The organism is Rhodococcus sp. USK10 (genome assembly GCF_019378875.1).
GTDB classification, from domain to species: domain Bacteria; phylum Actinomycetota; class Actinomycetes; order Mycobacteriales; family Mycobacteriaceae; genus Rhodococcus_F; species Rhodococcus_F pseudokoreensis.
This window is the reverse complement of the sequence record NZ_CP076047.1, coordinates 631,317-656,670: the sequence shown is the minus strand read 5'-3', so window position 1 is coordinate 656,670 and position 25,354 is coordinate 631,317. Positions and strand designations below refer to the sequence as shown.

24 protein-coding genes and 1 pseudogene are annotated in these 25,354 nt (G+C 61.2%); 2 read left to right on the top strand and 23 right to left on the bottom strand.

Translation table 11 applies throughout. The features are described from left to right. Nucleotides 1-26 precede the first annotated feature (26 nt). The 12 genes from I1A62_RS03555 to I1A62_RS03500 all read right to left on the bottom strand — a co-directional run bounded on the left by I1A62_RS03555 (nt 27) and on the right by I1A62_RS03500 (nt 11,448). On the bottom strand, nt 27-479 hold the full coding sequence (locus tag I1A62_RS03555; RefSeq protein WP_219454168.1) for a hypothetical protein: 453 nt from the start codon (nt 477-479) through the stop codon (nt 27-29). Further along, nucleotides 479-1,549 carry a phosphotransferase family protein gene (locus I1A62_RS03550; RefSeq protein WP_257890518.1) on the bottom strand — a complete coding sequence of 357 codons (1,071 nt, stop codon included), beginning with the start codon at nt 1,547-1,549 and terminating at the stop codon, nt 479-481. The genes I1A62_RS03555 and I1A62_RS03550 overlap by 1 nt, the downstream gene beginning before the upstream one ends. 8 nt (nt 1,550-1,557) lie before the next feature. Beyond that, the gene (locus I1A62_RS03545) at nt 1,558-1,848 is read right to left on the bottom strand and encodes a Dabb family protein (RefSeq protein ID WP_219454164.1); all 291 of its coding nucleotides are present in this window, start codon (nt 1,846-1,848) and stop codon (nt 1,558-1,560) included. A 162-nt stretch (nt 1,849-2,010) separates the two neighbouring features. Next, nucleotides 2,011-2,646 (bottom strand): nitroreductase, encoded by a 636-nt coding sequence (locus I1A62_RS03540; RefSeq protein ID WP_257890402.1) that lies wholly within the window; start codon nt 2,644-2,646, stop codon nt 2,011-2,013. Nucleotides 2,647-2,696: 50 nt separating this feature from the next. Next, entirely contained in the window at nt 2,697-3,830 is a 1,134-nt protein-coding gene (locus I1A62_RS03535; RefSeq protein ID WP_219454162.1) for a thiolase family protein, read from the bottom strand. After that, nucleotides 3,823-4,119 carry a hypothetical protein gene (locus I1A62_RS03530; protein WP_219454161.1) on the bottom strand — a complete coding sequence of 99 codons (297 nt, stop codon included), beginning with the start codon at nt 4,117-4,119 and terminating at the stop codon, nt 3,823-3,825. The genes I1A62_RS03535 and I1A62_RS03530 overlap by 8 nt, the downstream gene beginning before the upstream one ends. 27 nt (nt 4,120-4,146) lie before the next feature. Then, complete coding sequence (locus I1A62_RS03525; protein ID WP_219454159.1) at nt 4,147-5,343, bottom strand: FAD-dependent monooxygenase; 1,197 nt, start codon at nt 5,341-5,343, stop codon at nt 4,147-4,149. A gap of 44 nt (nt 5,344-5,387) precedes the next feature. Further along, nucleotides 5,388-6,146, bottom strand: coding sequence for an enoyl-CoA hydratase-related protein (locus I1A62_RS03520; protein ID WP_219454157.1), 759 nt, complete (start codon nt 6,144-6,146; stop codon nt 5,388-5,390). A gap of 45 nt (nt 6,147-6,191) precedes the next feature. Beyond that, nucleotides 6,192-7,709: an AMP-binding protein gene (locus I1A62_RS03515; protein WP_219454155.1), complete on the bottom strand. Its 1,518-nt coding sequence runs from the start codon at nt 7,707-7,709 to the stop codon at nt 6,192-6,194. 53 nt (nt 7,710-7,762) lie between these two features. Further along, entirely contained in the window at nt 7,763-8,704 is a 942-nt protein-coding gene (locus tag I1A62_RS03510) for a PDR/VanB family oxidoreductase (protein ID WP_219454153.1), read from the bottom strand. Further along, nucleotides 8,701-10,107, bottom strand: a complete 1,407-nt coding sequence (locus I1A62_RS03505) for an aldehyde dehydrogenase family protein (protein WP_219454151.1) — start codon at nt 10,105-10,107, stop codon at nt 8,701-8,703. The genes I1A62_RS03510 and I1A62_RS03505 overlap by 4 nt, the downstream gene beginning before the upstream one ends. Before the next feature lie 90 nt (nt 10,108-10,197). Further along, complete coding sequence (locus I1A62_RS03500) at nt 10,198-11,448, bottom strand: cytochrome P450 (protein ID WP_219454149.1); 1,251 nt, start codon at nt 11,446-11,448, stop codon at nt 10,198-10,200. A gap of 152 nt (nt 11,449-11,600) precedes the next feature. Here I1A62_RS03500 and I1A62_RS03495 point away from each other — a divergent pair, with 152 nt between their 5' ends. Together I1A62_RS03495 and I1A62_RS45805 are read left to right on the top strand one after the other, a co-directional pair. Beyond that, nucleotides 11,601-12,572 carry a LysR family transcriptional regulator gene (locus I1A62_RS03495; protein WP_219454147.1) on the top strand — a complete coding sequence of 324 codons (972 nt, stop codon included), beginning with the start codon at nt 11,601-11,603 and terminating at the stop codon, nt 12,570-12,572. 22 nt (nt 12,573-12,594) lie between these two features. Next, nucleotides 12,595-12,999, top strand: a pseudogene (locus tag I1A62_RS45805) (helix-turn-helix domain-containing protein); the annotation flags it as partial. Nucleotides 13,000-13,365: 366 nt separating this feature from the next. On the opposite strand, the gene I1A62_RS03485 reads toward I1A62_RS45805, so the two are convergent. From I1A62_RS03485 to I1A62_RS03435, 11 genes are all read right to left on the bottom strand, one after another. Beyond that, a complete protein-coding gene (locus I1A62_RS03485) occupies nt 13,366-14,682 on the bottom strand; it encodes a nitrate/nitrite transporter (RefSeq protein WP_219454143.1) in 1,317 nt (438 codons plus the stop codon). Nucleotides 14,683-14,867: 185 nt separating this feature from the next. Next, complete coding sequence (locus I1A62_RS03480; protein WP_219454141.1) at nt 14,868-16,184, bottom strand: MFS transporter; 1,317 nt, start codon at nt 16,182-16,184, stop codon at nt 14,868-14,870. Nucleotides 16,185-16,404: 220 nt separating this feature from the next. After that, nucleotides 16,405-16,983, bottom strand: a complete 579-nt coding sequence (locus I1A62_RS03475) for a hypothetical protein (protein ID WP_219454139.1) — start codon at nt 16,981-16,983, stop codon at nt 16,405-16,407. 20 nt (nt 16,984-17,003) lie between these two features. Further along, the gene (locus tag I1A62_RS03470) at nt 17,004-18,578 is read right to left on the bottom strand and encodes an AMP-binding protein (protein WP_219454137.1); all 1,575 of its coding nucleotides are present in this window, start codon (nt 18,576-18,578) and stop codon (nt 17,004-17,006) included. After that, on the bottom strand, nt 18,578-18,925 hold the full coding sequence (fdxA, locus tag I1A62_RS03465) for a ferredoxin (RefSeq protein WP_219454135.1): 348 nt from the start codon (nt 18,923-18,925) through the stop codon (nt 18,578-18,580). Before fdxA ends, I1A62_RS03470 begins: the two co-directional genes overlap by 1 nt. 48 nt (nt 18,926-18,973) lie before the next feature. Beyond that, a complete protein-coding gene (locus I1A62_RS03460; RefSeq protein WP_219454133.1) occupies nt 18,974-20,260 on the bottom strand; it encodes a cytochrome P450 in 1,287 nt (428 codons plus the stop codon). An 82-nt stretch (nt 20,261-20,342) separates the two neighbouring features. Further along, on the bottom strand, nt 20,343-21,473 hold the full coding sequence (locus I1A62_RS03455; protein ID WP_219454131.1) for an alcohol dehydrogenase catalytic domain-containing protein: 1,131 nt from the start codon (nt 21,471-21,473) through the stop codon (nt 20,343-20,345). Between the two features lie 95 nt (nt 21,474-21,568). Further along, a complete protein-coding gene (locus I1A62_RS03450; protein WP_219454129.1) occupies nt 21,569-22,942 on the bottom strand; it encodes an LLM class flavin-dependent oxidoreductase in 1,374 nt (457 codons plus the stop codon). 121 nt (nt 22,943-23,063) lie between these two features. After that, nucleotides 23,064-23,843 carry an SDR family NAD(P)-dependent oxidoreductase gene (locus I1A62_RS03445; protein WP_219454127.1) on the bottom strand — a complete coding sequence of 260 codons (780 nt, stop codon included), beginning with the start codon at nt 23,841-23,843 and terminating at the stop codon, nt 23,064-23,066. Between the two features lie 82 nt (nt 23,844-23,925). Beyond that, nucleotides 23,926-24,852 (bottom strand): hypothetical protein, encoded by a 927-nt coding sequence (locus I1A62_RS03440; protein WP_219454126.1) that lies wholly within the window; start codon nt 24,850-24,852, stop codon nt 23,926-23,928. Nucleotides 24,853-24,859: 7 nt separating this feature from the next. Beyond that, entirely contained in the window at nt 24,860-25,174 is a 315-nt protein-coding gene (locus I1A62_RS03435; RefSeq protein ID WP_219454124.1) for a putative quinol monooxygenase, read from the bottom strand. Nucleotides 25,175-25,354 lie beyond the last annotated feature (180 nt).

The window sequence follows — 25,354 nt, the reverse complement described above, 5'->3', positions numbered from 1 at the left end:
GACTCCGCGACCCGGCCGGTTGATGTTTAGGGCGCGGATCGGTAGCGACGACGTTGCGCGTAGCTACCGAGGTACTCCCATACCTGATCAAGTAGCTGCCGGTGTGAATTATGTTGCCCGTCAGTGCTAGTGAGTGCCACATGCAGTTCAGCGATGACCGCATTGTCGAGGTCGCCGCGTTCTGTCAGGTCAGCGACGCGCAGGCTGCGTTGCTGATCCGAGAGCCGCTGCTGTAGCAGCATCTGCAGCGCATGCCCTCCCGGCAGAAGATTTGTTGCAGCCGAGAGAATGTCAACGACCTGGGCACGGTCGGCGATGAGGACGTCGACTGCACGGTCGTAGTCTTCCCCGACAAGTCGGGTGAGCATCGCCGCGACGTAGATGTCCTTGCGCAGCGCAGGAGCATCGGGATGGGTGCCGAGTTGATCTTCGAGGTAGTCGGCGATGTAGCCGATACTCGTGCTTCCGTGGGTGATCATCAGTGCTCTCCGTGCCAGTAGTAGTGGTGCTCACTATGCGGTGACAACAGGTCCACCAGGATCCGCTGCTGCCGTTCGACGAGCACCCAGCCCATCCGGCCATCGATCAGTCGCTTCTGCGGCTGGGTGGCAAAGTTATGGCCAGACATCGTCCAGATGGTGAGCGCTTTGAACGCCACGAATACCTGCCACCATCGTAGTGAGTCGGTATCAACCTCCAAACCACTGGATGCCTGCCACAGTTCGACAGCCTGCGCCGGGTCGGCAACACCCCACGCAAGGACGGGGTGGTCGGCATCTTGGCGCACGTCAATCGTCCACGCCAGGTCTTCGAGTGGGTCTCCTAGGTGAGCCATCTCCCAGTCCAGGACTGCCCGGAGGTGACCATCGTTGTCATACAGCAGGTTTCCGAGTCGGTAGTCACCGTGAACCAGAGCCAATTTGCTCGCCGCAGCCGGCGGGTTGGCTCGCAGCCACTGCAAAGCGACTCGACCGATCGGGTTGGGGTGAATCTCGTTTGCCTCGTAGAGATCTGCCCATGCATCGAGTTGTTCACGCGCACAGCTCTCCGGTGAACTCTGCTCAATCCCCGACGGCAACTCAACAGCAGCAAGATCGACGGCGGCCAGTCGGCCCAACACTTCCATGCCTTCGGCAAACAGCGTGTGTCCCACCCCCGGCGAGAGGTCGCGTGCATGGTTGGAGCTCAAGCAGTTAGGCACTTCTGCAATCAATACGAACGAAGCACCAAGCCACCGTTCTTCCTCGATGTGCCACAACGGTTCTGGGACTGGTAGTCCGGCATCGAATGCGACTGTCAACGCATCGAATTCACGGCGAAACTCGGCAAGTTCTAACGCCGGTCCGGCAGCGACCCGCAGTACCATCCTATGTCTTCGCGTAGGCGTCGTCGCATGGAAACGCCAGGTGGTCCGAGCGTTTCCACCGGTCATGCGACCAAAGCCGTTGATCGTCACTTCCTGCCCCCACACCTCGGACAGGAATCCGGCGATACCGTTCGCGTAGTCGTCGTCGGGCTGTGTGAGTGTCTGCGTACTGTCCACGGTCATCGTCACGATCAGTGACTTCCGACTTCGACGTCGACAATCGCAACGTCATCGAGAGACGGCGCGATCTGTGCGACAACAGTGCGGTGCTCGGGCGAGCCCATGAACGTGTCAAGATCCTGCTTCGTGGCGAAGTCAGCAGTGAATGCACCCGACCACTCCTTGCCGGTCGGGCTGACGCCCTCATGCTCACCCGCCGTCGCACTCACCCCAGTGGCGGCGACCAGATCGGTAAGTTGTTGCAACACTGCACTACTGAACTCCGTGTCGGAGGTCTTCCACAGAAAGTAATGGCGAATCACAGTAGTTCCTCTTTGGCTGGTGACGTTAACGCGAAGGGATCTGCGTCACGTATTCGATTAATTGTTACAGGCGTCACAGGAACGACCTAATGAAACTTTGGCATGGCTTTAATTCGAAATACTGATGATGTACGCGGCACATCTACCTGCGGAGACGGTGCGTCAGTGAAAGCGAACGACCTCGTCAAGAGGTGCCCGCTCGGTGCGCACACGCGCACTGGGGTGACTTGGATCCGGATAACCGAATGCAATTGCACATAACACTGCCCGGGAGGACGGAATCGAGAGTTGTTCATGCAGCGTCGGTGAGCGGCTCGCTACCGATGCTTGAGCGATAGTTCCGAGGCCCGCAGCCTCAGCGGCAGTCAAAAATGCCTGGATAAACAGCCCACAGTCAAGGATTCCGTATTCACCCAGCGCCCGCTCGGTGCTGACAATCGCCGCGTGCGGCGCACCGAAGAACTCGAAGTTGCGCGATGCCTCGGCGGCAGAGGCCGCTCTGTCGCCGCGCGTGATGCCCAGGGCGTCGTAGAGTTGCCAGCCACTGGTGCGGCGCCGATCACGGTAGATGCCGGTGTACCCGCGGGGAAAGGCGACATCGGGTCCACGTTCGATGGACTCATCCGCGAAATTCGCGGTAAGCCGGTCCCGCACTTCCCCCGACACCACATCGACCTGCCATGGCTGCACATTCGACCACGACGGTGCCCACTGCGCAGCCCGCACAATGCTCTCGATGAGTGCTTTGGGTACTTCGTCGGGAAGGTAACCCCGGCAGCTTCGACGTGTCTGCAGCACTCCCGTCACCGCCGTGAACGTCGCTGCGGTAGCGTTGGGCGCCGAGCTAGTCACAGCTCAATCCGTCGAAGCACCTGGACGATACACACCGAGCCCGCACCTGATAGCTGGCAGACACCGACGCTGTCGTCGTGAGTGGTGAACCGTCGTAATGTCTCTGCTATTTGCGCGATTCCGGTAGCGCCGCTGGCATGGCCGCGACCGATGAGGCCACCGTCGGTCGACACTTCGTGGAGGCCGAACTCCTTCCTCGAGCCGGGTCCGAACGCCCCCTTATGTATGAGAGCATCGGCCTGGCCAGGAGCAACGAAGCCGAGCAGTTCGATGTACTCGAGTTCCTCGTTCGCAAAAGCGTCATGGACCTGGAGGAGATCCACATCCGACGGCTCGATACCCGCTGCAGCGAACGCCTTCTTCGCGGCCCGTTCTGTCATCTCACGCGGCCCAACCACGGCACCCTCGAAGGTATGCATCGAACCGTACACCTCGCTCTGCAAAACCGAGGCAGCTAGCTGTGCCACAACAGTTCCCGGCGCTAGACGACTCAGGGCCTCGCGCGTGCACAGTACGAGTGCGCCTGCTCCATCACCCCACGGCGTACACATTTTGGAGGTGAGCATGCCAGCAATCGTTCTGCTTGCAAGAATCGACTCCGGGGTTACTTCGGACTCAGCTTGACGCAGCGCACGGGGATTCGTGCGAGCGAAGTTCCAGTTCTTCGCCGCCACCGCAGCGAGGTCTTGCGCCGACGTTCCGAACTGCCGGGCGCGCTCTGCAGCCCAGAGTCCAAAGAGCGCTACCGGGGGTAGGAAGCCTTGGCGTGCGATCGCGTCCTCTGCGGAGGTCTGGTAGTCGGGTATGTCATAGCCCAGGACTAACACGAGATCGTGCTCGCCGGATTGGATCGCGAGCTTCGCTTCGTGGACTGCCGCTAACCCACTCGCCGAAGCATTGGTTACATGCTGTACCGGGACTCCGGTAAGGCCAAGCTCTTTGGCTACAAAGACAACTCGAGGGCTCGCGCCAAGGGCGACTCCACCCCACACACCGTCTACGTCGGAGTAGGTCAACCCAGCCTCGCGGAGCACGTCGGCAGCAATCCTTGAGGCAACCTGACGGCCCGTCCCCGGCTCATACTTCTGGAACGGAGTTATGCCCGCACCGGCTACAAATACCTCACGCACGGTCAAACCTCCTCGGCTGCGCGTCGATACTGAGTTGGTACCGTCCGCCCACATCGTGCGGCCCTGCGCCCAGTTCGGTAATGACGCGGACACCACCGGAAAGATCGACGTAGCCGAAGCTGCGCGGACCCATCTCGATAACCTCGGTCAGCACTCCGACCGCGGGGATATGCGCCGGCTCAAGTTCCACCAGACCGCCGTCAACGCTCCACAGGCGGGGCACTGCATAGAGATCGCCCGATCGGGGATCGCGCGATCCCGGCATATGCGGCTTCTCTGTTGTTGTCATGACTTCTCCCTTGCTCGTAGCTCGCGATTAGATCGGCACCGACAGGGCGTCGTACTCAAACAGCCAGTCATAACGGCCAGAGACGCGCGTGCTCGCCCACTGTTCGGAGACGTATTCCTCGGCACGCGCGGGGTCAGCGAGTAGTGGGTTGTGGAACCGGTCTGCGTTGTCGGCCGAACCCGTCACCACCGCCGTGGTGCGTTCGATTCGGGCTTCCTCGTACGCCGCATGGGCGTCCTCGAGCCGATCATGTGCATCGATCGCGCGCGCCAACACGACGCCGTCTTCGATGGCCATACATGCGCCCTGCGCCAAAAACGGCAACGTCGGATGACATGCATCGCCGAGCAGCGTCACTCGGCCCTGGCTCCAGCTCGGCATTGTTGACCGCAGATTCAGCGCCCACTTCATCGGCGTATCGATGGCCCGAATCAGGCTCCGTACGTCCGGATGCCAGCCGTCGAAGTCGTTCGTCAACTCCTCGGTTGTTCCGCCGATGTTCCAGGACTCCACCGACCAGTCATCGCGCTCGACGATGCCAACGAAGTTGATCAGCTCACCACCACGCAGCGGATACTGGATGACGTGTCCGTGCGGGCCAATCCAGTTGGTGCCGTATGGAACTCGAAGCTCATCACGAAGCCCCGCCGCTGGTACCACTCCGCGCCAAGCAACACAGCCAGAGAACTTCGGATCACTGGGGCCGAACAAACCACTGCGCACTACCGAGTGCACCCCATCGGCGCCCACCATCGCGTCGTGGACTGCGGTCGAACCGTCAGCGAAGTTCATGGTCACCGTATCGTTGTCTTGCCGGAACGACTCCAGCCGATGCCCCAGCCGTAGACGCCCCGGTGCGCGGCGCTCGAATTCACTCCGCAACGTATCGTGTAGATCCGCGCGATGAATCATCAGATAGGGGAACCCGAATCGCTCTTGCGATTCGCCACCCAGGTCGAAGAGCGGCCACGTCTTTCCGCTATCCCACAGTCGAACTCGCTTTCCCGCGGGCCGAGAGGCAACACGGTCGAGAGCATCGAAGAGTCCAAGACTATCCAGTACGCGGATCGCGTTTGCGCTGAGTTGAAGTCCGGCGCCCACCTCCGAGAGTTGTCGCGTTTGTTCGTAGAGAGTTACGTCGACGCCGCGCTGCTGCAGTGCCAGTGCGGCGGTGAGTCCGCCGAGGCCGGCACCGCACACGGCGACGCTTAGATTGTCAGTCATGGAGGTCCTTAATGTCAGTAGCCGCGCAGCACGCGGCGTGATCGTTAGCGGCCGGAGAAGGTGGGGTACCGCTTGTCGAAGAATGCCTTTGCACCCTCGCGCATGTCCTCTGTGGCGAACATCTGCTGATGTGCCATCTTTTCCATTTCCAGTGCTGTGGATAGCGACACCTCGGTGCCGTTACGCACCACGCGCTTGATCGCTTGCACGGTCAGAGGCGCGAGACGAGCGATCTTCTTCGCGATCTCAAGCGCACGCTCTTCGGCGCGACCCTCAACTACCTCACTGACGAGTCCGAGTGTCGCTGCACGCTCGGCAGTAATAGGTTCTCCGGTCAGTAGCATCAGCATCGCCGGGTACAGGCCGATTGCACGCGGAAGGTACTGTGTTCCACCAAGTCCGGGGACGAGTCCAACCTTGACTTCCGGCTGTCCCAGGATCGCGTCCTGCCCGGCGATAATGATGTCACCGTTCATGGCGTACTCGCAGCCGCCGCCGAGGGCGTACCCGTTGACTGCGGTGATCACCGGCTTGCGGCACCGGGCGATCCCGTCTGTGTACTCGGCGGTGATGCGGTCGACCATGCTCGATGCACCAAATTCGCGGAGGTCACCACCCGCAGCAAAGTGATCGCCGACGCTGGTCAGCACAACCGCCCGGACACCTGGGTCGGTATCGAAGGAGCGGAACGCATCGTTGATCTGAGTCCGCACTGCGGCGTTGAGCGCGTTCCGCACCTCGGGTCGATTGATGCGCACCAGCATGACGCCGTTGGATGGGTTCTCTAGCAGAACTTCGTTCATCGTGAATCAACCTCTCAATTCATTAAAATGTTGCTATTCAGCGGGTTAGGAGACCAGCGCGCGGAGCTTGTTCTTTGCTACCTTGCCCGCATCCGAACGCGGAAAGTCGTCGAGCACGAAGATCTGACGCGGAACCTTAACCGACGACAGCTTCGCTTTGAGTTCATCGATGATGCGGCCCTCGGCACCCTCTTCAGGCGCCGCTAGCGAGACGGCCGCCACCATACGCTCGCCGAACACCGGATCTGGCAACCCGAAAGCGGCACCGTCGACGACGTTATCGATCTGCAGCAGCACATTTTCCACCTCTGCTGGGTAGAGGTTCACACCTCCCGAGATGACCATGTCCTTCTTACGATCCTTGATGAACAGGTAGCCGTCGTCGTCGAGTACTCCGATGTCTCCGGTGAGTAGAACCCCTGCCTTGGAGTTCAGTTCATCGCGTTCAGACCCACGGTTGTGATAAGTGAAGTCGGCGTAAGTGCCGTTCGCTGCGGCTATTTCACCTACTTCACCGCGCGGAAGCACCGCACCGTCAGCGTCGACAATCTCGACGCGGCAACCGTCGAGTACTCTGCCGACAGTCCCTGGCTTAGCCAGGTAGTCAGCGCTACTGGCGTAGGTCACCGGCCCGACCTCGGTGGAGCCGTAGAACTCGTTGATGACCGGTCCAAACCAGGAAATCATGTCCTGTTTAATCCCGACCGGACACGGGGCGCCAGAGTGAATGATGTTCTGGACACTCGACACGTCGTAGCGCTGACGCACTTCGAGGGGAAGATCGAGTAGCCGAACAAACATCGTCGGAACCATCCACATGTGGGTGATACCCGCTGAGCTGATGATCCGTAGTGCTTCCTCGGCATCGAATCGTGGGAGGAAGTGAATCTCGCCCACGGGGCCGCCAGTTCCTATCGTTGCTCGAATGTAGGCGGACGGCGCCGAATGATAGAGCGGAGCCATCAGCAGGGTGCGCATGCCGGGGCTGACTCCCCATACCTTCGCCACGTTACGGGCCTGTGCCTGTTGAGCTTCCGATGATGCGTGCGCTTCTCGGACGACTCCCTTTGGCCGTCCGGTGGTGCCTGAGGTGTAGATGATGGCCGGACGAGGTGGTCGCGTGTCACCTTTCCACGGCTCCTGTCCGTCCATCCAGTCCGACCATGCAACATAGGTACGATTCGGTGCTGTCGGCGAGGTATCCAGATGCATGGGGGCAGCGGTCTCTGGCGGCAGATCGACGATGACGAGCGGCATATGCGTCGGAATTGCCTGCGCTGCAGCTACAGCGAGAACGTCATGGGCAATGACAGCCTTCACCTGGGCATCGCTGGTGATGTAGGCCAACTCATCAACACTGCTATGCCAACTGATCGGCACCGGGTACGCACCAAGCATTGCCAGTGCCTGGTTGCAGACGAGAATCTCGATTTCGTTCACCATGAGGAGCGCGACAGCGTCGGATTCTTCGATTCCCAACGTATGCAGCCCGGTTGCTGCGCGACAGGCCATGTCATCAATGTCAGACTGGTTGAACTGTCGTGCTTGTGAGATGTATCGCACCTTTACTCCTTGTCGGCTGGTTGCGCCCTTTGCTTCAAGTGCCGGCGCATGCATTACAGGTCAATGACGAGTCGTTCACCACGAGAGCCCGAACAACAGATCATCATTCGGTCATTGCTGGCTTTCTCCTCATCGGAGAGATAGAAGTCTTGGTGCTCTACCTCGCCATCGAGAACCACCACTTCACACGAGCCGCACGTTCCAGACATGCACGAGTACTCGGGCTCCACCCCCGCTTCGAGGACTGCATCAAGGACGGTCATTCCATCCTCGACACGAAGGGTGTGCCCGGACCGGGCCAGGACCAACTCGTATCCGCCCGACGCAACCTCAGCCACGGAGAAGTCCTCGCGGTGGGCGCGAGTTCCGAATTCGGCGGTGAGCGTGGCGAATTCGTGTGTGATGCGGTCCGGTCCGCAGCAGTAGATGCCTTCGTCAGGCTTCACCGAAGCAACGATGTCGGCGAGGTCGAGCCGCTGCCCGCGGTCGGCGAAGTAGAAGTGCACTCGCCCTGGTACCTCAGCTTCAAAGGCAGCGAGTTCAGCCTCGAAAGCACAGCATGCTGAGCTTCGCGCTGCGTAGTGCAGCCGCCACGGCTGGCCAGTCGCTTCGCAGGCAGTGATCATGTTCCACAGCGGAGTAATCCCGATTCCAGCCGCGACGAAGACCGATGCCACGTCCTGTGAATCAAGAGTAAAGTCGTTCTGCGGCTGGCTCACCCGGAGTGTGGTGCCGGTGGCCAGGGTGCACAGTTCATGTGATCCACCTCGGCCGTCGACCTCGTCCTTGACCGCGATGGTCATTGCTGCGCAGGATTCCGGCTGACTGATGATCGAGTAGCTGCGCTCGCGCCCCGACGGCAGTTGCACGCGTACGTGAGCGCCTGGCTGGGCTTCCTCCAGCGATCCCTGAACCGTGGTGAGTGTGATGCCGTAAATATCCTGCGCGATGGGGGTTACCGCGGTGATCGTCGCCGCGACGGTGCTAGCGGTCATGCGCGGGTCCGGTTGATGACAGTGCGCTGGCTGAACTCGACGAATCCCTCCTGCGCGAACTCAGAACCGACACCCGACATTTTGGCGCCGCCAAAGGGGATGTGTGGAGCGATATCCGCGTGCTTGTTGATCCAGACGGTGCCTGCATCGACTCGGCGCGCAACCTCCTGGGCGCGGTCGGCGTCCGACGACCACACCGATCCACCGAGACCGAATGCAGTGTTATTAGAACGCTGCAGTACCTCGTCGGCAGTGTCGAACTTGATCACCGGAAGGATTGGACCAAACTGCTCATCGTCGACAAGCTCGGAGCCTTCGACGATGTCTCGCACGATGGTCGGACGCAGGAAGTATCCGCGGCCCTCCACAATTTTGCCACCGGCGATGACTGTCCCGTCGCGATGAGCGACAGCAAGCAAATCAACAAGTTTGGTGAACTGCTTCGCGTTCTGCACCGGGCCGTGAGTTGACTGCTCGTCTGCTCCATCGCCCACCACTGCCGCATCGGCCAGGGCAGCAAGCTCTGCGCACACCTCGTCGTAAATGCCTACCTGCACATAGAGACGTTTCACTGCGAGACAAACTTGACCGTTGTTCTGAAATGCCGAAGCATAGACACCTGCTGCGACGGTCTTTGGGTCAGCGTCGTCGAGGACGATGGCCGCATCGTTGCCGCCAAGTTCAAGCGTGAGCCTTTTAAGAGTGTCGACGGCGTTACGCATCACCGACTGTCCCGCAACCGTCGAGCCGGTGAAGCTGACCTTGCGGATACCCGGATGCGCTGTGAGTGCAGGGCCGAGGTCATTGTCGTCGGTGATGACGTTGAGAACTCCGGGCGGAAGAAGCGTGGAAACTAGCTCGGCGAATCGCAGTGTCGCCAGCGGAGTGGTGGGGGCTGGCTTGATCACGACTGTGTTGCCTGCCAAAAGAATCCACGGCAACTTGAAGGCGATGGTCATCAACGGAAAGTTCCATGGGATTATCGCAGCTACCGGACCCAGCGGCCGGTATGTTATCTCGATGTCGCGGTCGGTCGGATCCTCGATGGAGTGGCCGGGGGTCGCCATTCCCGAGACGTATCGGAAGAACGCCGCGGTGCCACCCACCTCGCGGCGTGCTTCGCGAACTGGCTTGCCCGCCTCGGCGATGATGAGTTCAACTAGTTCGTCAGCGTGCTCGGACACGATATCGGCTATGCCACGCAGGACCTGGCGACGGTCGTCGAGTGCGGTCTGCGACCATTCCGGAAAAGCGTCGTTAGCTGCTTTGACAGCTTCGTTCAGTTGCTCGGTGGAGGCACGCGGTGCGTCGGCGAAGACTTCCCCTGTCGCCGGATTAATCACGGGCATGGTTGATTCGCCGGCTACGGTGGCGCCGTTAATGAGCAAGCTGAAGTCGGTCATCGAATTCTCCAAGGGGTGTCGAGGCAGGCTCTGGCACGATCTGCGGCGCCAACGACCATGCGAATGTGAAAGTGACTGGTAGAAACCCGTTTAAGACGTGAGCAAGGTCTTCATCTGGTAGCGGATGGGCAGGGACTTGAGGCCACCGACGAAGTTTGCCTCCAGCCACTGCGGATCGCCGGCGCTCTCGATCCAGTCGAGACGTTCAACGATCTGACCGAACAGTGATCGCATCTCCATCTTGGCCATATGCTGACCAAGACATTGGTGGATGCCAAATCCAAAGGCAATGTGGCGGTTAGGTTTGCGATCGACGCGGAAGCTATGCGGATCGTCGAAGGCGGCGTCGTCGAAATTCGCCGAGGGGTAGCACACCATGACCGAGTCGCCAGCTTTGATCGTGCTTCCACCGATGTCGTAGTCCTCGACTGCGGTCCGGAAGAAGTGCTTGACCGGTGAGGTCCAGCGGATACCTTCGTCGACCGCCGAGTCCAAAAGCGTGGGGTCGGCCTTCAGTTTTGCCAGTTCCTCAGGATGATCCATGAGCGCCTGCAAAAGGCCCGAGATCGACGAACTGGTCGTGTCGTGACCGGCCAGGGCGAGTACGAAATAGTAGGAGTTGCGGTCAAAGTCGCTGATCGTCTGCCCGTCGACCTGTGCGTCGGCCAACAGCGACACGATGTCGTCGCGAGGGTCCAGTCTGCGTTTGGCAGTCAGCTCGGAGAAGTAGGCAAACACCTCCTTCGCGGCACTACCGGCGTCAACCTTCTTGCCACCATTCACCGACGGGTCGCTACCCGCGAAATGCTGCTGGGTGAGCCGGAGCATCAGCGGCTCGTCTTCCTCCGGTACTCCGAGAATCAGCATGATTGCTCGTAGCGGAAACCACACCGCGACATCACGGGCAAAGTCGCAGCTACCACCGTATGTCTCCAGTCGATCCACGAACGTGCCGGCAAGCTGATCCATCTGATCGTGCAGCTTCTCCAATTGCTGTGGCATAAACCATGATTGAGTGAGTTGACGGAACTTGCGATGCTCCGGGTCGTCCATCTGGATCAGCGTGTGGGATGCTTGCGTTGATCCCGTCACTTTCCGGATGTCCTCTTCCTGCTCAATGGTGCGCAGCGCTGTTCGCGGAGCATTGATGAACAGCTTGGGCTGCTTCTCAATCTCGACAACGTCCTGATATCGGCTTACTGTCCAGAACGGCCGATAACCCTCCGGCTCGGTCCAGCGAACTGGCTCATCTGCCCGGAGTTTGGCGAAAACATCGTGGTAGGTGGCCGGGTCCGCATAAGTTCGCGGATCGGCAATGAGTTCACTGGTGACATCAACCATGGGGCACACTCCTGGGCTATTAAGCGACGGCTTCTTTTCGACCGGCAACGCGCGTGCCGCGTCCTCAATCACTTTCCGAAAATAATGTAACCACCCTCACATGATTAGTATAATGAATCTTCGTCATACCAAATATGAGAAAGGTTAATACTGTGGTGCAGCCCCGCGACCTGGACATACGTACCCTTTACACGCTCGAAGCCATCCACCGGTTGGGCTCGATATCGGCTGCAGCCGACGAGCTCGGACTGAGTCAACCTGCCGTGAGCCACGCGCTACGTAAGCTTCGACACGTCTTCAGCGACCCACTATTCATCCGGGCCGGAACCGGGATTACTCCAACTCCGCGTGCCACGCAGCTCGCCGCGAGTGCTCGTCGCATCGAATCGCTCGTCAATGCCGAGGTGAACAGCGCAACCGAGTTTGACCCTCAGCAACTACGTCGCAAGTTTCGCTTGTTGATGACCGATCCGGGCGAGTTGGTGTTGCTGCCGCGCCTCCTGCGCAAGATTCGCAGCAGTGCACCACAGGTGACGGTCGAGTCCAGTTCCAGGCCCGCCGGGGAAATGGCCGAAGCTCTGGACTCGGGGGTCGCAGATCTCGCTATCGGCCCATTCCCCGAACTCGCACTCTCGCACCTACGGCAAGAGCGCCTATACCGTCGCAGCTTCCTGTGTCTCTACGCTAGCGACCACCCGACGCTGTCCCGCAAAGGCCTCACCCTCGAAACGTATCTCGGCGAGTCCCATCTGTCGGTTCGCTCCACGAGTCGCACCGAGGAGATCTTTGAGCAGTTTCTTGCCGAAAATGGCTACACCAGGAATGTGGTTGTGACTGTGCCCCACATGCTCTCAGTCCCTGCGGTGGTGCGTGAGTCTGACCTCATTGCCACGGTCCCGCAAGCCGTCGGAGCGTTCTTCGGCAACTACCCCGGCATCATGGCCCACCGCGCACCCTTCCTCGACGAGGTGTCGTTTCCGTCCACCACGGTCTCGCAATTCTGGAGCGCTCGGTTCGAGCAGGACCCTGCACACGTTTGGCTCCGGAGCCTGGTGACAGGCCTTTTCAGAGAGCCCATCGCCCCGCCCGCAACCAACTCGTGTCCTGAGTTATTGATCCATTGAATATGTCGGGTGGCATCGGGTAATGGCACTTTCTGGTCGCCCGAAGGCGGAGTTGGTCCTGTCCGATGTCGACCGTGACACGCTGCTGGGTTGGGCTCGACGCGCGAAGACGGCGCAGGCGTTGGCACTGCGGGCGAAGATAGTGCTGGCGTGTGCGGAGGGCGTGACGAACACGGATGTCGCTGCGAGACTGGGGATCTGGCCGCAGACAGTGTCCAAGTAGCGGGCCCGGTTCCTCAAGGATCGACTGGCGGGCCTGTCCGACGAGCCGCGGCCCGGTGCGGCTCGCACGATCACCGACGAGCAGGTCGAGACGGTGATCGTCAAGACCCTGGAGGAGACGCCGGCGAACGGGGACACGCACTGGTCGACCCGGTCGCCGGCCCGTGCCACCGGCATGTCCCAGACCGCGATTTCCCGCATCTATTGTCAATCGGCCGCGTCTCTGCTCGCATGGTTTGCCGCACCGAGAACTCGAGTCGGGCTACCTCGCCCCGTCCGCCGCGTGACACTGTGTTGGAGGCTTACTGGCAGTTGCTGTTTCGGCTACTGGTGCCGGCCTGAAGAGGGTTCGCGGTAGATTGCGCCGACCAGTTGTTGGCTTCGGCGCCCAGGAGCATCGATAATGGTGTACCGCATGCCAGGGGAGGTTCGGGACACCACCCCGGTGAACGCGCCCATACAGGTCGGCGTGATGTCGCTGGATCCATCCAGTGGAACAATCCGGCGCGACTATGCCCGACCCACATCATCCAGGGGAAAGCAAGCGCGATGGCGGGAAGGCGGCGCAACGTCAGAGACGGGGTGTTCGATGGAGATCCTGCAGCGGGCGCGGACGGATCCCTTCTGCGGCGGACAATCGGCGAGCCTTACGACGAGTAGTCACGATCCCGATGAGTGCAATGAGCCAGAACGGATACTGTACCAGCCACGCCACTCGGAAGGCGTCGAACGTGAAGCCGCCGAGTCGATCCAGCAGGACGCCCATCGCCAGCAGTATAGCGAGGGTAGCCAGGTATCCGCCGACGTTGACCATGCTCTGCGCGACGCCGGCGCTGACTCCCGGGTTGGTGGTTCGGGCAATGTCGAAACCGACGACCGAGGCGGGGCCGCCTCCCGCCAGGACCACGACAAGTAGAACCAGGAGCCACCACGGAGCCGGGTGCGCGAGAACGAGGACCGCGCTCCACGCGGTCATTGTGAGCAGGCATATGCCGATCAGCAGCCACAACCTTCGTCGTGGGTGCCGCACGGTGAACACGCCCATCAATGGACCTATCAGGACCATACAGAGAACGAACAGTGTCAGTATCCCGCTCGCTGCCTCTGGCGTCAGACCTTGGGCCGACACCAGGTAGGGCAGGCCCCACAACAACGTGAAGACCATCATCGAGAACTGGTTAGCCATGTGTCCGAAGAAGCCCAGCCGGGTTCCCGGCGTGTTCCACACCACACGGAGTTGGTCGCCGATCTCTTTCATCAAGGTCGGAGGTTGCCGGGACCAGGCGCCATCTGGCGAATTTCGCAGTGCCGCCAGCACGAGAACGGCCGCGAGCAGGCTCAGAGATGCAGCCGACCCATACGCTGTGGTCCAACCCGTAGCATGCAGGAGGAGGAGAAACGGTACAGCTGAGATTATTTGGCCCAGCTGGCTGAAAATTGTCGTCAGCTGTGTAACGACCGGAACCGAACTGGACGGAAACCAGTGTGGCAGCAGGGCAAGCACGGCCACGAACATCAACGCATCGCCGCACCCAACCACCACACGAGCCGCGACCGCGGAAGAGACCTGGTCGGTCGTCGCCAACAGCAGTTGGCCGGCGGCAGCCAGGACGCAGCTCACGAACGCCACCAGTCGAGGCCCGTATCGATCTACCAGTACGCCAGCTGGGATCTGCATGACCATGTACACCGCTACCTGTACGAATACGAACAGGGACAACGCCGCCGGGGTAATCGAGAAGCGTTCCGCTGCTTCGAGGCCGGACACGCCGAGCGTGGTGCGTTGCATGATCGACACGATGAACGCAACGACACCAACCACCCACACGATGTAGGAACGCCGGACTGGGAGCTTCGGGTTTCCCGTGTCAAGTTCGGGGGTGGTCATCGTTGTCGATCCGCGGGAACCGTGAGCGCATCGACCGCACTGCCCGCAGTAGGGTCGGACACCGTGGACCATGCAACATGGGGCATCATCGTGATCCTTCACAGCTTGATGTAGCCATTCTTGACGATGGCCCGGCGGGTCGGCGAAGGTCAACCCGCTCCGGTCCATCGATCACACGTGTGCGACTAAGGGTGGGTCACGATCGGTGTGCTAGGAGCGGTGTGCTCGACCGACTTTTGCCGTCGCTGTTGGTCGAACTTGAACATCACGCCTCCGCAGGCCGATACCAGCAGCGCCACAGCGAAGATGCCCACGCCGAGCGCATAGCTGCCGGTCCGTTCCAGGGTGATCCCCACCAGTTGTGGTCCGAAGAATCCACCCACCGATCCCAAGCCGTTGATCAGTCCGATCGCCGCGGCGAGCGAAGCGCCGCTGAGAATGTTCATCGGAATCGTCCAGAAGATTCCGGTGATGATGTACAGGCCTAACCCCGCAAAGCAGAATCCCAGAATAGCAACGGGCGCATTGTGAATGAACGCCGCGGACAAGGCGAACCCAACGGACGCGATCAAGGCTGCCACCGTGAAATGCATGACGCGTTCGCCCGTCCGATCGGAGTGCCGTGCCCACCAGATCATCGGCCCGATCGAGATCAGGGGCGGCAGCGCCGCGAACCAACCCACCTGGACCGTACTGAAGTTGAACGTCGCCAACATCTGCGGAAGCCAGTACTGATAGCCGAAGAGCCCGAACATGAAGAAGAGAAATACTAAGAACAACGCGATAACGCGAACATTCTTCAGTCCGTCGACGAAAGAACTCTTCTCGGTGGAGGCCAATTCCTCCGATTCGGCCGCCAGCGTCTCGGTCAACCAGTCCCGCTCCTCCTGATCGAGGAAGGTCGCCTGCGCCGGCCGGTCCCGAATCTTGAAGATGCACACGATGCCGGTGATAACTGCCGGAATACCGGTGACGATGAAAATCCATCGCCAGCCCGCGATGCCGCTGAGACCGTCTGTCCATACCATGATGTACGCCAACAGTGGAACGAAAAGACCGGACAGACAGGAGGATGAGAGCATGATCGACAACGCGATTCCACGCTTGCGGCGTGGCAACCAGCACGACACGAAATAGATCATCGCCGGCGAGAATCCGGCCTCGGCCACACCGAGCAGCATCCTCGAGATCGTGAGGCTGGTGCCGCCTTGCACAGCCGACATCGCGATGACAACAATTCCCCAAGTTATCATGATTCGGGGAATCCAGACCCGGAATCCAACTCTTGACAGCACGTAGTTGCTGGGAATCTCCGACATGGCGTAGGTCCAGAAGAAGATACCTGCCGCCAGACCGAATATTGTCGGCGTAATTCCGATATCCGTATTCATTTTCAGTGCGGCAACGGATATGTTTATTCGGTCGAGAAAGAATATGATATAGCAGATGATGAGAAGAGGCATCCAGTGTCGGATGACCTTTTTGGAAATCTTCTCCTCCATCGCAAGATAGCTGGAGCTATCCTGGCTGCGAGTATTTACCATTTCGCTGATTCCAACCGTGAGAAGTTTATTGACCTGCGGTTTACTGATGCGAATGCTACAAATCTCGTGCAATGTCGTTGGCTGCCGAAGTCGCCTATTGGGTTCACAGAACTCCTATCGGTACTTTCATGATGATCTCCATCTTCGAGATGGGCCCGGTCCTTTTCGGGCCGGCGGATCAGTTCCGGCTCAGGACGGACTCGGGTATCAGGACGGACTCCGGTGTGAGGACAACCAGTCCGCGTTCGGACAACCACGAAATCGACTCGTCGACGACCTTCTCGATTGCCATCGAAGATTCCAACGGAACCAACCTCACGCCATCGGCGACCGCGGTCGCATGGATATCGGCGATCAGTTGTGCAAGCCCGTTCGGTGTGCCGACGTACGTCAGCGAATTACCGGACAACCAGGTGGTGGTCAGCGCCGAGTATCGTCGGCGCGCCGCCCGCGCATCGAGATCAATGAGTATCTCGAGCTCCACCAGCACGGTGACATCCTCGCAGCTACCCGTACGCGTGCGCACAGATTCACGAACGTCCGATCGCGTGCGTTGCGCCTGGCGCAGATCTTCGGCGCGAGTACACACGACGGTGCTCTCCTCGCAGACCTCGGTGGGTGCGCGGCTCCCTTCCGCATCGGTGGCTGCAACGATCCACCGGATCGGACCGGATGTATCCGGCGGCTTCACCGCCACCCGGATGAACCGTCGGCCGGATACACGAGGCGTATTGTTGGACAGCATTTCTTCCTCCATGTACCGATTTCCAGACCGAGTTACACAGCAGTGTCGACGCGACTCTCCGCCGATCGGCGGAGCAAGAACTTCTGGATCTTTCCCGTCGAGGTTTTCGGTAGGTCCCCGAACCGCACCGTTTTCGGTGCCTTGAATGACGCCAGACGACTCTTGACGTGCTCGATGATGTCCCGCTCGCTCACGTGCCGACCGCCATGCAGGGTGACGAAACCTGCCGGAACCTCACCCCACCGTTCGTCAGGAATTGCGATCACCGCCACGTCGCGCACCGCCGGATGATCCGCGATCGCCTGTTCGATCTCGATCGACGAAATATTCTCTCCTCCGGAGATGATGATGTCCTTGCGGCGGTCGCGAATCTCCACGTACCCGTCGGGGTGAATCACCCCGAGGTCGCCCGTGCGAAACCATCCGTCCGGGGCGGCCGCGGCGGTAGCTTCCGGATCATTAAGGTAGCCGAGCATGACGTTGTTGCCTCGCAGCGCGATCTCGCCGACCTCGATTCCGTCGGCAACAATGTCTGCGCCGTCGGCGCCGATCACCCGAACTCGGTGCGAGATCATGTTGCCGACCCCTTGGCGGGCTTTGACTTTCGATTGTTCATCGTGGTCGAGGGAATCCCACTCAGGCCGCCAATCGCAGATCATGGCCGGCCCGTAGGTCTCGGTCAAGCCGTACAGGTGGGTGACGTCGAAGCCCAGTTGGTCCATTCGCCTCAACAGGGCAGGCGATGGCGGTGCGCCTCCGGTGGCCACCCGAACCCGCGGTCCGTCACCGATTCCAGCCCCGGCATCTTTCGCATGAGCCAGCATCGACAACACCGTTGGCGCTCCGTTGAGGTGTGTGACGCCCTCATGTCGGATCAGTCGCCAGACCTCGGCCGCGTCCATTCGTGGCAGGCAGACGTGGGTGCCCGCCGCCGCCGTTACCGCCCACGGGAAACACCAACCGTGGCAGTGGAACATCGGCAATGTCCACAGATGAACCGTCCTCGGCGACAGGCCCATGTGTCCGACCATCGCCAAGGCCTGCAGGTAGGCGCCACGATGGTGGTACATCACGCCTTTCGGTCGGCCGGTGGTGCCCGAGGTATAGTTGATCGACAACAGCGGGGACTCGTTGCCCGGGGTGGTTCGGAGTGGACTACCACTCGCAATCAATTCCTCGTAGCGATCGTCCGCCCGTATCGTCAACAGCGGGTGAGTCAGCTTCGCCACTGCCGAATCGATCAGTTCGGCGTAGGACGGGTCGTAGACAAGCACACTTGCGCCGCAATGGTCGAGGATATACACGACTTCATCGGCCGAAAGCCTGGTGTTGATCGTGACCAAGCTGCGCCCGGACCACGGGACCGCGAAATGCGCCTCCAGTATTACATGGGTATTGGGAGCAAGGACCGCCACCGGAGCGGTGCCACCGAGGGTGGCCAACGCCCCCGCCAGCCTCGTGCATCGACCGTGAAGTTCGGCATATGTCCATCGATCGTTGCCGTCGACGACCGCGAGCCGATCACCGTGCGATGCGGCCGCGCGGTCCAGATACGATGTGGGCGTCAATGGTTCGAACAACACCATATCCGGGGGTTCACCGTCCATCAGGCACCTCCTGCAGATGAGTAGCCTGCGACCAGTTCCGTGTCGATACCCACCGTCCCGAACTCCATCGATCCGCCCGGCGTTCCGATCGCACTGTCGCGATTCGGCAGGGGTTCGAGAAAGAACCGCGCATTGTCGATCACGAATGTTGCGGAGTTCTCTGCGACAGCGGCGGTTTCCGAGATCGCTTGAACGGGGCAGGCCGGCTTGCATGCACCGCAGTCGATACATTCTGCAGGGTTGATATACAGCTTTCGCGATCCCTCGTAGATGCAGTCGACCGGGCACACTTCGGTACACGCTTTGTCCATGATGTCGATGCATGGTTCCGCAATAAAGTACGGCATGTCTCATCCCTTCTGTCCTGAGGGCGACCGAGTCTGACTCAGCCGTGCCTAGTCGCTCTCACCATGGTCCGGGCCGAAATCGACCGGAAGATGCTCGAGAGCGCGTAACCCGAGGCTGCCACCGAAACGCGCCTGGCTGACGTCGACTCGCATGTCCGGGAATCGCGTGGCCAGCTTCCGGAACACGATGCTCGCCTCCAGCTGCGCCAGCTGCTGTCCGAGGCAGAAGTGCGGGCCGTAGCCGAACGCAATCTGTTCGCGCGCGTTGGCTCTCCCCAGGTCGAGCTGCTCCGGGTTCTCGAAGACCTTCGGGTCGTGGTTGGCGCTGCCGATGATCGGCAGCACGGATTGGCCCTCCTCGATCACCGTCTCGCCCAGGTGAATGGTTTCGAGCGCCACGCGACCGACGTACTGCACCGGGCTGACGAACCGGAGCAGCTCATCGATCCCCGCACGTGCCGAGGACGGATCCGCGCACAACCCCCGCCATTGTTCTGGTTGACGGTGCAGCTCCAGCAGACCGATGCCCATCAGGTTCGTGGTGGTCTCGTGGCCGGCCAGCAGGAGCATCACGTAGAACGCCACCAGTTCCTCGGCGTCCAGTCGACCGCCGTCGCCCGCTCCCATCAACGCCGCGATCAAGTCCGTTTCCGGCTCGACCGTCCGCTTCGATTCGAGGATCGTGCGCACGTAGTCGCGGAACTCCGTCATCGCGGTATGGGTGTCGCGCAGGATCTCCGGTGTGTTGTTTCCTCGCCAACGTCCCAGCCTGCACGACCAGTCCCTGATCAAGGCCCTGTCCTGCTGCGGCACGCCGAGCAGATCCACGATGACCATCAGGGGAAGAACATGGGTGACCGCAGACACCGCCTCGACGACGCCGGCACCGGCGACGGAATCGAGGAGATCGTCGGCGTACGTGGTGACCGACTCACGCAGCAGCGCGATCCGCCGTGGGGTAAAGGTGCGACGGGCGATGTCCCGGAGTCTCGTGTGGTCCGCGCCGTCACTTCTCCCCAATTGCTTGGACTCGAAGTCTGCTACTTCCCAATAGAGTTCGAGTTCGTCGGCAGTGAGGGTGGACCGGACGTACTCGGCGTCGGTGCCCACATAGAATCCGTTGTTCCCCAGTCGACTGTCGTTGAGTATCGACTTGACCTCGTCATACCCGAAGATCAGATGCCGGGTTCCCGTCCAGTGGGTGGGGCCGAGCAGCCGCGCCCGGTCCCACATCGTGAAGACGGACCCGAGCGAATCTGGATCGCCTGCCAGTAGGCGGGCCAGGTCGTGCTCGAACGAACCGTCGGTCGTCGTCGATAGCTCTGCGGTAGACATCGTGTCATCCCTTCAGCTTGGGCCGGAACAATCGGTGACGGAGGCACCGTGAAACGGGTCGAGTGGGCGGTGGGCGAGGCGGTCAGTGGTGGGCACCGTCGAGCACAGCGCGATTGGTCAGGATCACCCGGCCACGGCGCTCGCCTCGCCGAATTTCGTCGAGAACGTCATTGACCTCCATCAGAGGACGTTCATGGGAGATCAACTCATCGAGCTTGAGGCGGCCGGCCAGGTACAACTGGACCAGCACCGAATAGTCCACCACCGGCTGGGTCCATCGCAGACCGCCGCGAGCGAAGCCCTTGCTCGGTACGGTCGGCAGGGTCACCGTGCTGCCCGGCGGCGCCAATCCCACGACGGTCACCAGGCCGCCGTCCCGGGTGGCCTCGTAGGCCTGCCGAACGGTTCCGGGAGTCGATACCACCTCGAACCCGCGATCGACCCCGCCCCCGGTCAGGTCCGCGACCTTGCTCGGCCAGTCCGGATCGGCGGCATCGAGCGTGTGCGTTGCACCGAACTCGGCGGCTTGGTCGAGTCGACCCTGACCGAGGTCCACGGCGATGATCGTCGTGGCGCCTGCCACCACGGCGGCCTGCACTACATTGAGTCCGACTCCGCCCACACCCAGTACCAGCACCGAATGACCCGGCTGCACAGCGGCGTTGCGAAAGACCGCGCCGTATGCGGTGGCCACACCACAGCCGATCAGGCACGCACGATCGAGTGGCATCCGGTTCGGAATCTTGATGCACCCCCGCGCGGGAACAACGGTACGTTCCGAGAACGACGAACAGTTCGACATCTGGTGGATCGGTCGACCTCGGCTGCTGAGACGACTGCCGCCGCTCGGGAGTTCTCCCGGACGCGTCTGCGAACAATGCGATGCGCGGCCGCAGATGCAGTCGTCGCAGTACCCGCACCCTGGATAGATATTGACGATCACGTGGTCGCCGGGTTGTACTCGTCGAACCGCGGAGCCGACCCGCTCGACTATGCCTGCGGCCTCATGGCCGGGCACGACGGGCAGCGGGTACGCAGGAAGTCCCGGAATGTCCAAGGTACCGTCCGCCAGATGGACATCGGATGCGCAAATTCCACTGGCCGCCACTGCAATCTGAACCTCGTCCGCACCTGGGTCCGCCACGTCGAGCTGCTCGAGTACCAGCGGCTCCCGCTCGGCGTAGAGGACCGCCGCCATCGATGTCGTGCTCATGCATTCAACCACTTCTCGGAAAAGTCGGAAACTGCCTTTTAGCAGCTATTTGGTCGGCACCCGGGCAACGGGCCTGCGCCCGTTGCCCGGCAACTTCAGCTCCCTACACCCGCCCTGCGCAGTGCCATCGACTGAACAGCTTCGCCGGACAACCCGAGTCGGGACTCGGCCACTTCAGACGCCACCGACTTCTTGTCGAATGACACCGGTGCACCGCCGAACGAGTACTCCGGATCGTATGCGGGGGCATCGTCGACTCGCCGGCTCATCGCGCGCTCGAGCGCGGGCTCGAGGGCAATCGCCTTCTCCCGCTGCAACTTCTCGTCCCGCTCATGGAATTCGGGGATGATCTCCTTGCCGAAGAACTCCAGCGACTCCATGACGAACTCATGTTTGACCGGCGGCAACAGGAACATCAACTGGTCGAGTCCCGCATCCTCGTACGCCCTGATACGGTCCCTGACCATGTCGGGGGTGCCCACGCCGGGCCAGGCCGAGAGATTCTTCTGCAGCGCCTCGGAGGCCAGCCTCTTCCAGTCGGCCCGAGTGCCTTGCGAATTCTCGTCCAACCGCAACTCGTGCGGGGCCGCCTCACCCTTGGCAACCGCCTCGTACTTCCGATACAACTCGTCGCGACCGGGGTGATGATCACCTGTGACGTAGTAGTACCCGATCGCCCAGGGGAAGAATCCGCCGCTGTGCCCGATCCTGTCGACGGCTTGCTCGTAGCTCGAGGCGACCATCATGTTTCCGCCGGTATAGAGCACGTTGGGATTGAGTGTCCCGGTCAAGGGGACGGCCGAGGACTCGAAGGTGGAGTAGTAACGCTCGACGTCCGCACGAACCGAGTCCACATCGGCCTTGGTGACGAATGCCAAGGCACCAAGACCGTTCTCAGCCGCCATCGTCATGGTCGCCGGCCGTGTACATGCTACCCACACCGGCGGGTGAGGCCGCTGCATGGGCTTGGGCACGACGTTGCGAGGAGGCATGCTCACGAATTCTCCGGTGAAGCCGGTGAACGGCTCCTCGCTCATGCACCTGGTCGCGACTTTGACTCCCTCGCGCCACATTTCCCGCTTCTTACCGGGGTCGATCTCGAATCCACCCAGCTCGGCGACCGAGGACGACTCTCCTGTTCCGAACTCGACGCGCCCGTTCGAGATCAGATCCAACGTCGAGATCCGCTCAGCCACTCGCGCCGGATGGTTGACACCTGGTGGCATCGAGACGATCCCGTGCCCCAGTCGGATATTGGTGGTCGTCCGTGCGGCGGCAGCAAGCAGGATCTCCGGCGCGCTGGCGTGCGCATACTCCTCCATGAAATGATGCTCGGTCACCCACACCGAATGGAACCCTTGCTTGTCCGCGAACTCGATCTGCTCGAGCACCTCGGTGAACGCCCGGTGCTCGGTGCTGGGCGCCCAGGGACGAGGAACGGTAACTTCGACGAAAATTGAAATCTTCATTCAACACCTCCAACTAGTTTCGATCTTTCGATCTTTCGAGTCGAGTCGATCCTCCACACTCATCTGCATAAGGGGAGTTTCGATGTCTCGAGCCGTGGTAATTGCGAGCCGGACCGCTCGATCAGGCGAGCGGTTCATTGTTGAAGCAACCGGCGGTCAATCCGCCGTCCACCGGCAGGACGGTTCCGGTCACATACGTCGACGCGTCGCTGAGGAAGAACATGATGGCCGCCGCCTGGTCCGCCGCACTCGACAGGCGGCCGAGGGGTGTGCGGACCAGGATATTGTCGGCGATCATCTGTTCCGAGTGAATCTGCCGGAGCAATGGGGTATCGACGGCGCCCGGGGCCACCGCATTGACGCGGACACCGCGGCGTCCCCACTCGATTGCCAGGGTCTTGACGATGCCCGCCACGCCGAACTTCGACGCGGAGTAGTGCACTCGGTCTGCCTGGCCCCCGATTCCATCCACCGAGCTGACGACCACTACCGAACCGCCCCGTTCGAGCAGTCGCGCACCGGCGATCTTGGTGGTGAGGAAGACGCCGGTGAGATTGATGTCGATGACCTGCTCCCACAGTTGCAGTGGCATTTCCACCGCCGGTGCGGGACGTGAAATTCCGGCGCAGGCCACCACACCATCGAGCGGTCCGAGCAGTTCTTCGGCACGGGTCACCGCAGACGTGGTCTGCTGTTCGTCGCGCACATCTGCTGTGAGTGCTGCGGCCACGCCGCCACGCTGTTTGATTTCCGCGGCGACGGCATCGGCCGCGTCCTGACTGACATCGAGAACTGCCACGCGCGCGCCGTTTTCGGCCGCCTGCAAGCACACCTCGCGCCCGATGCCCGAACCGCCGCCGGTAACGAGAACTACCTTGTCCCCCAGTGCGAAGTCCACCATGTCGCGTTCTCCTTCTATCGTGCCGAGTTGATTGGATCTGACGCCGCCCGTCACTGTCGTGGACCGGCCGACAGGAACAGATCTATGCAGGAACAAATTTCAGTAGCCGGTTTCCGTCCAGCGCGTTGATGTACACGGCCCCTGTCGAATCGACGCACACGTCGTGAGCGCCTCTACCTGCCGGTCCGCGGTCCCATACGCTGAGCACATCGCCGCGCAGCGAACGAATCTGGAGCAGACCTGAAGCGCGGTGTACCCCTGCGCCTTCGGCGACGTACACCAGACCCTGCGCGATGTGGATATCGCACGGCTCGTGGAATCCGTCCCACTCCTCCAAGTACTGTCCGTCCGGGGAGAAGATCTGCAGGCGGTCGTTCTGACGATCGGCGACGAACACCCTGCCGTCCTCGTCCACCGCAATCCCGTGCGGGGTGAAGAATGCTCCCGGCCCGCTCGTACCGGGCCGACCCCAGGATCCGAGGAGTGTGCCGTGCGAATCGAAGCGGTGTATCCGAGCATTCCCATATCCGTCACTGACGTAGACGGAACCGTCCGGCCCGGTCGCGACACCGGTGGGAAGGCAGAAGGGACCGTGCGAGCGGGGGACGGGCTCACGCATCCACTGACGATGGTCGCCGTTCCAATCCGGGTTGGACGCCTGGTCCCACTGCCCCAGTGTCTGGACGACTGTGCCGTCGGTGGTGCACTTGAGAACCACGTGCGAATGCAGCACCGGAAGATAGAGGAAGTCCTCGCGATCGATGTGAGCGTGGTGTGCGCTGGCCAAGAGTCCTTCGCCCCAGGAATCCGCGAACGTTCCATCCGCTTCGAGCACGATCAACGGATGTTCCGAGCGATTGAAGAGGTAGACGCGGTCGCGGCTGTCGACCGCGATCGCGGTATGGCCGAGGTCCCAGCCTTCGGGCAGCCGCGCCCAGTTGGGTACCAATTCGTAGCGTAATCCCCCGGGGCCGTCCGGGCGCACCTGCCGCCCAGCAGCGTTGCGCACCTGCGGATCACACATGCGCGGTTGCCGAGCCTTCCCGACTCGAAATAGCTCGGTAATGGGCGAATTCCGGTGCACCGGAGAGCAATCCAGAGACATAGGACCGATATTCGGTCATCAACTCGCTCTCGCGAAACTCGAGATGGTCCTCGACGCTCGTCCACACCACATTGAGGACGAAGACCAGTGGGTCCTCGATGCCCCGATTCGCTTCGACCGAGACACACGCGGTCGAACGTGCCAGCACCTCGATCGCCTGAGCCAACTTGGTTTCCAGGTCATCCGCGGTCTCGGCGGTGCCTCGTAGAATCGCCAGTTCTCTCACGTGCACTGATGTACCCCAATCAATTGATGTCGTCGGACTGCGACCTGCGCCGCGCGGACCGACAGATGTCCGTCGTTCGGCGGCCATGTCCCGACCGGGCGCCCGGTCGGGCGGTGTGATCCAGGACACTACATACCCACAGTTCGACCGTCAAGCGCATCGACGGAATCCGGACCGTCG